At 48.3% G+C, this 6,620-nt stretch carries 4 protein-coding genes and 1 pseudogene; 1 reads left to right on the top strand and 4 read right to left on the bottom strand.

Annotated elements, in window-relative coordinates; all coding sequences use genetic code 11:
• The 4 genes and pseudogenes from ACI4WN_RS05340 to ACI4WN_RS05325 form a co-directional block, all read right to left on the bottom strand.
• A pseudogene (locus ACI4WN_RS05340) lies at nt 1–374 on the bottom strand (carboxylate--amine ligase); the annotation flags it as partial.
• A gap of 67 nt (nt 375–441) precedes the next feature.
• Nucleotides 442–2,391 carry an asparagine synthase (glutamine-hydrolyzing) gene (gene asnB / locus ACI4WN_RS05335; protein WP_439777288.1) on the bottom strand — a complete coding sequence of 650 codons (1,950 nt, stop codon included), beginning with the start codon at nt 2,389–2,391 and terminating at the stop codon, nt 442–444.
• Between the two features lie 93 nt (nt 2,392–2,484).
• Nucleotides 2,485–3,885 (bottom strand): metallophosphoesterase family protein, encoded by a 1,401-nt coding sequence (locus tag ACI4WN_RS05330; RefSeq protein WP_009557641.1) that lies wholly within the window; start codon nt 3,883–3,885, stop codon nt 2,485–2,487.
• A gap of 61 nt (nt 3,886–3,946) precedes the next feature.
• A complete protein-coding gene (locus tag ACI4WN_RS05325) occupies nt 3,947–4,432 on the bottom strand; it encodes a hypothetical protein (RefSeq protein WP_439777287.1) in 486 nt (161 codons plus the stop codon).
• 327 nt (nt 4,433–4,759) lie between these two features.
• On the opposite strand from ACI4WN_RS05325, the gene ACI4WN_RS05320 reads away from it, so the two are divergent.
• A complete protein-coding gene (locus tag ACI4WN_RS05320; RefSeq protein ID WP_439777286.1) occupies nt 4,760–6,382 on the top strand; it encodes a peptide ABC transporter substrate-binding protein in 1,623 nt (540 codons plus the stop codon).
• Nucleotides 6,383–6,620 lie beyond the last annotated feature (238 nt).

The raw sequence follows: 6,620 nt of genomic DNA, 5'->3' as shown, positions 1-6,620 counted from the left end.
ACTTCGTAAAAGCCTTCTTTAGAAATCAGCTTTTCCAACATGTCGTAGTTGATGTAAGGAACGATGAAGGTGCCTTCTAATTCTGCCTTGTGCTTGGCGAGCAGCTCGGCATAGCCATCCCCGCAGGCAATCAGGATTACTGGTTCTTCATGATTTTGGTATTCCTTGATTTTTTCCTGCATCACGTTCATAAAACCAGGGTCTTCGGCAAAACCAGGGTGGACTTCGACATCCACGATCTTGGAATAGCGAGTGGCGGCCAGCTGGCTGGCGGCCCAAGCCTGGACCTTGATGCCATAGGCTTCGTTGAAAGACCGGGCCATGCCATAGACGTTAATGTCGCTGCCCAGCAGAATCGGTGTAAATTTAACCATTGTCTTTGTTTTTTCTCTCTAATCTCTTTTATCTCTACTGCTTTTACTAATCGCTTGAGTTTCTTTTTTACAGCAGCTTGCCTTGGGAAATCAGGCTGGCTACTTCTGGTTGGACGTGCTGGTACTTGCGGACCGTTTCCTCGTAGTCCACGAAGAAGAGCTTGTACCAAACCAGGAAGGTGTAGATCGCCCAGATTTGCCGGCGGTGAGAGCCATCGCCTTCGTAGTTTTCGTCCAAAAGGTCAATGATCTTCTTTTGGTCAAAGATATCGTTGACGAAGTCTTCGCTGAAGAGCTCCCGCACTTGCTTGTAGAAGCGTTCTTCCTTCAGCCATTGCTTGATTGGGGTTGGGAAGCCCAGCTTTGGCCGCTTAGCCCATTCGTCTGGCAGAACTTGTTCTGAAGCCTTCCGCAGTGCGTACTTGGTGTCGTACTTGTTGACCAGGTACTTGGTTGGGATGGAGTTGGCTAGTTCGGCAATCTTCTTGTCCAGGTATGGAACGCGGAGTTCCAGGGAGTGAGCCATGGAGATCTTGTCGGCCTTTTGCTCGATGTCGTTTAACATGAAGTGGTGCAGGTCGATATACTGCATCTGCTTGACGTTGTCGACGTCCTTGACCTTCTTGAAGTCTTCTTGGTAGATACCGTTAACTGTCAGCTTGTTGCGGTAATTTGGCTGCAAGATGGCGTTAGCGTCCTTAGAGGTAAAGATGGTTGGGTAGTCCATGTCGTAGATGACGGATTGACCAACGTAGAATTCGCTTGGCTCAGCCAGGTTGGTGTAAAGGTGGACCTTGCCTGGGAAGTTTGGCATCTTCTTGATCTTGTGAGCCAGCTTAACCCGCTTGCCCTTAGGCAGCTTTTTCAGCTTAGAGGTAAAGACCTTGATCACATTGTTGTGGGTGTGCATCCCGTAGTTGACGTATCCGGCAAAAAGCTCGTCGGCCCCTTCCCCGGACAGGGCAACCGTAACGTGCTTGCGGGCAAGCTTGCACAGATACCACAAAGGAATAATGGATGGGTTGGCATCTGGTTCATCCATGTGGTACTGCATTTCTGGGAAGTCGCGCATGGCTTCTTCTGACTTCACCTTGTCAGCGTAGAAGTGCCAGCCGTTGATGTCAGACAAGGCCTTGGCCTTAGAAGCTTCATCATAGGTGTTGTCGTCAAAGCCGATTGAGAAGACTTCGTCTGGGTCTAAGAGAGCCGTCAAGAAGCTGGAGTCAACCCCTTCACTCAAGAAGGCCCCAACCTTAACGTCGGCGTTCCGGTAAAGGTCAACGGTTTCCTTCAAGTCTTCGTTGATCTTCTTGATGGTTTCTTCAAAGCTAAGGCTGTTTTCCTTGTATTCGGCATCCCAGTATTGGTGGGTGGTCATCTTGCCGTCCTTGTATTCAAACCAGTGGCCTGGCTGGAAGCGGTAGACGCCCTTAAAGAAGGTTTCCTTCAGGTCGTTATACTGGTTCATCAGGTATGGCTTAACGGCTTCGGTGTTCAGTTCTTTTTTAAAATGAGGGAAGGCTAAAAAGCTCTTCAGTTCTGAACCCACCAAGAGGTGGCCGTCAACGTCTTGGTAGTACATCGGCTTGATGCCGAAGAAATCGCGAGCACCGTACATGGTTTGGGTGTTGTCATCCCAAATCACGAAGGCAAACATCCCTCTAACCTTCTTCAAGAGGCCGTCCATGCCCCATTCTTCATAGCCGTGCAGGAGGACTTCGGTGTCGGCTTTGGTGGTGAAGGTGTGGCCCGCCTTGATCAGGTCTTCTCTTAAAGGCTTGAAGTTATAGATTTCCCCGTTAAAAATAATAGCCCGACTGCGGTCTTCGTTATAAATTGGCTGACTGCCCCCGCGCAAGTCGATAATCGACAATCGTCTAAAGCCCAAGGCTACCTTGTCGTTGGTGTACATACCATCGCTGCTTGGCCCCCGGTGCTTGATGGTTTCCATCATCTTCCCAATGGCTTTTTGCTTGTCATTAATTTCTGGATCGTAAAAGGCGACAATTCCGCACATAGTTTATCTTCCTTAATCTAGTTATTTCCTAAAGTCAACTTCTTATTATAAAACAAGGACTCTAATGTTCAAAGAGTCCTTGTCAATCTTAAACTAAATGAAAAAAATTCTTCTTCTGGTAGCTGCTCCATAGCCAAAAGCCTTGATCCGCCGTCTGGATAAGTCAACATTGACAATGTAGCCAGCGAATTCGTTTTGGTGGTCCATCTTCCGGTTTAGATTTTTATTATACTTGGTGGTCAATTGGTGGCTTGGCCCCATGAGGGCTGAGCAATTGAAAAGGATGTACTGGATCCCGTTGATCCGGTACTGGTCTTCCACGTGCCGGTGGCCGCAGAAATAAGCAATGATCTTGGCGTCTTGCACCTTGGTAAAGTCAAAGTCGTTGCTCAAGCGGAATTCCGGCGGTACATCCTTGCTAGAGTGCATGCGGCCCTTTTCCTTTTGGTTAAAGGCTACTAAGAGCTCGTGCAGAGACCGCCCATTATACTTCAAGGCATTGCCGCCCTTGCGGTTGATGGGGTTGGCATGGCTCATTAAGACGATCTGCTTGCCGCTTGACTGCTGCAAGATTTCGATCAATTCCTGCACCTGGTCTTCCCGGACGCCTAGGGTGATTTTCACGTCATACTTCTTTTGACCTTTTTCATCCAAAATATAAGGAATGTCAGACGTATTCAGGCTGATCACCCGGACATGGCCCTTGTCAAACCAGGCAACGCCATGCTGCTTGGAGAGATAGTGCAGCTTTCTTTGCTGGTACATCTCCGGCCACATCAGCTTTTCAAACTCCCGCTCCGGGAAGCTGGCCTTCAGGTCATGGTGCTCGTCAAACTTATCGTTTTCGTCATGGTTGCCCTTGATCATCAAGTACGGCACCTTGGATGACTTAAAGGAGTCGCGCAGCTTCATCAGTTCGCTTTCGCTAATGAGGCCGGCATCAGACCCATCAATCCAGTCACCTAGGTGGCACTTGAGGTCTAAGACGTCCAGGTCATCCAGGTAAGAAAATTCCCGGACGTGCATCAGGCCGTTCCAGCCGTAAAAGTCCAAGCTATCCACGTTTTTAAAGTGGGTATCGGTGATGACGCCGATATTGACCGAGTCGTCACCTTCTCGCACTTCTTTTTTCACGTCACGGACAAAGCGGCGCAGGTAGTCTTCGACTACGTAGCGCCGGCCAGTCTTCCGGCTCCTAAAAGCCTTGAACCGGTTTAATTCCGGCACAAATTTCCGGTCATATTCAGCAGCCAGGCCCTCCGTGTCCTCAGGACTCAGGGCTTGGTGCAAAACGCCTTGGTCGTCTTGGTAGACGGTCAAGGTAAATGGCCGGTCATCGGGCGTTGCATCGCGAGCATCGACATGGTACTCCCCTACCGTCAGATACTTCTGCATTGGGTCTAAGAGCTCGCCGCCCCCTTTTTGCACGGCATGCAACTTAGACGCGCCCACTGCTTTATCGATAATTCCCTTAGTATATTTAAAGATGTCCATTTCTACCCAACTTATCCTCAAAGCCTAAAATCAGAAAAAGCCGGCTGCCACCGGCTTGCGATTACAGATTTTCTGCTAATGCATGCGCTGCTAAGCCCAAAGACAATACTGCGTCTTTTGACAAAACGCTGCGGACGTCTTCAGGTGCAATGGCCAGCGTAGCACCGATCACCTTTAAGCCGTAAACCAAAACGTGCATGTCTTCGCGTGCTACGTAAGTATCGTCAGCGTAGGCATTTTCATGGTTGTAAGTGAAGTTGATCTCATCCTTGTCAACGAAGCCGTCAACGTGGTTGGTCAAGATCCGGTCATGCAGGTCGCCGAGCTTGCTGCTCAAATTAGTCAAGGCCAAGTAGTGGTCGCTTTCCGTTTCGTAGTATTCATCTTCAGTTCGGTCAAAATACTTGCTGATTGGATCGTTCAATACGCCCAAGTCATCAATTGCTTGGTAAACCCGAGCCGTGTCTAACTTTTCTTCACCGTTAAGAATTTTGTCTTGAGCTGCAGCTAATTCATCAGCCAGCTCCATGGTTGCTAATTTGTCCATGATGTCCTCCTTGCAGTCTTAACCTAATTATAACAAAAACTAGCCCCTCGTTAGCCTTTTTTACTCGGACGCGAGCGCTTTTTTTCGCGCTTTTGGCAACCTAACTGCTGGGCATTTCTCACTTATTATAATGCTAATTTGTCCCTTTAGGCAAAAAGTGCTTGTTTAGGCTAAAGTTAATACAAAATGAGAAAAAGATTGGACAAATTTAATTCTAATGCTATAATGAACTTATCTTAATAAGTTTCGTTTTTTGCTTATTAACTTCGTAATTTTATTTGTGTAATTGTCTAATTGTAGTTTGTGATCCTTTTGGGAGGCATTTTTATGAAAAAGGGCACCTTTTTAGCAGGCGGGACCTTGCTCGCCGCAGCCGCTGCTTTAACGGCATGTTCATCAAGCAACTCATCTTCATCCAGCAAGACGCAAAGCATTTCCTGGATGAACACGGCAGAAATCGCGACTTTGGACGCATCCAAGGCTACTGACCAAGCTTCATATGAACAAATCAACAACATTGAAGAAGGGCTGTACTTGCTGGGCAAGAACGCCAAGGTGCAAAATGCCTTAGCTACCAAGACGACCACTTCTAAAGATGGCAAGACCTGGACTTTTACCTTGAGAAAGAACGCTAAGTGGTCAAACGGTGATCCTGTTACCGCCCAAGACTTTGTCTATTCCTGGCGCCGGACGGTAGACCCAAAGACTGCTTCAGAATATTCCTATCTGTTTAGCGGCATCAAGAACGCTGACCAAATCGTCAGCGGCAAGAAGAAGACTAGTGCCTTGGGCATCAAGGCTGACGGCAAGTACAAGCTGACCGTTACCTTGGAAAAGCGGATCCCATACTTCAAGCTGCTCATGGCCTTCCCACTCTTCTTCCCGCAAAACCAAAAGTTCATCGAAAAGGCTGGTTCTAAGTACGGTACTTCTTCCAAGTACATGATCTACAACGGTCCATTCGTTCAAGAAGGCTGGACTGGTTCTAACCTGTCATGGAAATTGGTTAAGAACAAGAACTACTGGGACAAGAAGAGCGTTAAGCTCGACAGCGTGAAGTTCTCCGTTCAAAAGACTCCGTCAACCGACTACAACCTCTACCAAAGCGGCAAGCTGGACGCAGCCTTTTTGGACGCTTCCGCAACTCGCTCACTCAAGGGCAAGACCGGCTACACCCAACGGAAGATGTCATCAACCCAGTACCTGTCCTACAACTTGAAGAAGCGTAAGGAATTCCAAAACGTTTACCTTCGTCAAGCCATCTCCTTAGCAATCAACCGCAAGGAATTGGTTAAGACCTTGGGCGGCGCCGCAACGGTGGCAGATACTTTTGACCCAGACGGCATGACGACTGTTGGCAGCAAGGACTACACGGATACGGTAAGAAACGCTGATACCAAGAAGTACGATACTTACAACGTAACCTTGGCTAAGCAGCTGTACAAGAAGGCTTTGAAGCAATTAGGCAAGAAGTCAATCAGCTTCACCCTGCTTGGCGACGACGACGACACGTCAAAGAAGGCAGCTGAATTCGTCCAAAGTCAACTGGAAACCAACTTGAAGATGGACGTCAGCGTTCAAAGCATCCCTAAGAAGACTAGACTTAACCGGATGATGAGTGGCAACTTCGATGTTGTTTCAACTGGTTGGAACGCCGACTTCTCTGACCCAGTCTCCTTCCTTGACCTGCAAACTACGGGCAACTCTTACAACTACGGCAAGTGGTCCAACAAGACTTACGACAAGTATGTTGCCGCATCTAAGACCACTGGCTCAACTAGCGAACGCTTCAGCGACATGGCTAAGGCAGAACAAGTTTTGCTTGAACAACAAGGCGTAACGCCGCTCTACCACCCAATCGAAGCCTGGATGGTTAAGACCAGCATCAAGGACGTCATCTACAACGGGGCCGGTGCAAACTACAGCTTCAAGTACGCTTACGTAAAATAGTAATTAGTGAGACAAGCAACCGCGCGGCGGTTGCTTGTTTTTTTGTGTGGGGCGGCTGGGCGGGGCGTTGGCGCGGAGCAGCAGAGGCGCACATTTTTGGGCTCAATCTTAGTTTTCCGCACAAAATGATATCAACTAAGCAGATCATTTGCACAAAACGATGTCAACCAAACAGATCACTTGCACAAAACGATGTCAACTGGGCTATAGTACTCTCTGGTTGACATTGTTTTGGGCT

The sequence above is a fragment of the Lactobacillus sp. genome, from assembly GCF_051893255.1.
Classification (GTDB): Bacteria; Bacillota; Bacilli; order Lactobacillales; family Lactobacillaceae; genus Lactobacillus.
Note: the sequence above shows the minus strand (reverse complement) of the source record. Positions and strands in the feature narration are given on the sequence as shown.

Bases quoted from the DNA above. Each gene is read 5' to 3' on its own strand.
- ACI4WN_RS05330 (WP_009557641.1), bottom strand. From the start codon at position 3,885: ATGGACATCTTTAAATATACTAAGGGAATTATCGATAAAGCAGTGGGC.
- asnB (WP_439777288.1), bottom strand. From the start codon at position 2,391: ATGTGCGGAATTGTCGCCTTTTACGATCCAGAAATTAATGACAAGCAA.
- ACI4WN_RS05325 (WP_439777287.1), bottom strand. From the start codon at position 4,432: ATGGACAAATTAGCAACCATGGAGCTGGCTGATGAATTAGCTGCAGCT.
- ACI4WN_RS05320 (WP_439777286.1), top strand. From the start codon at position 4,760: ATGAAAAAGGGCACCTTTTTAGCAGGCGGGACCTTGCTCGCCGCAGCC.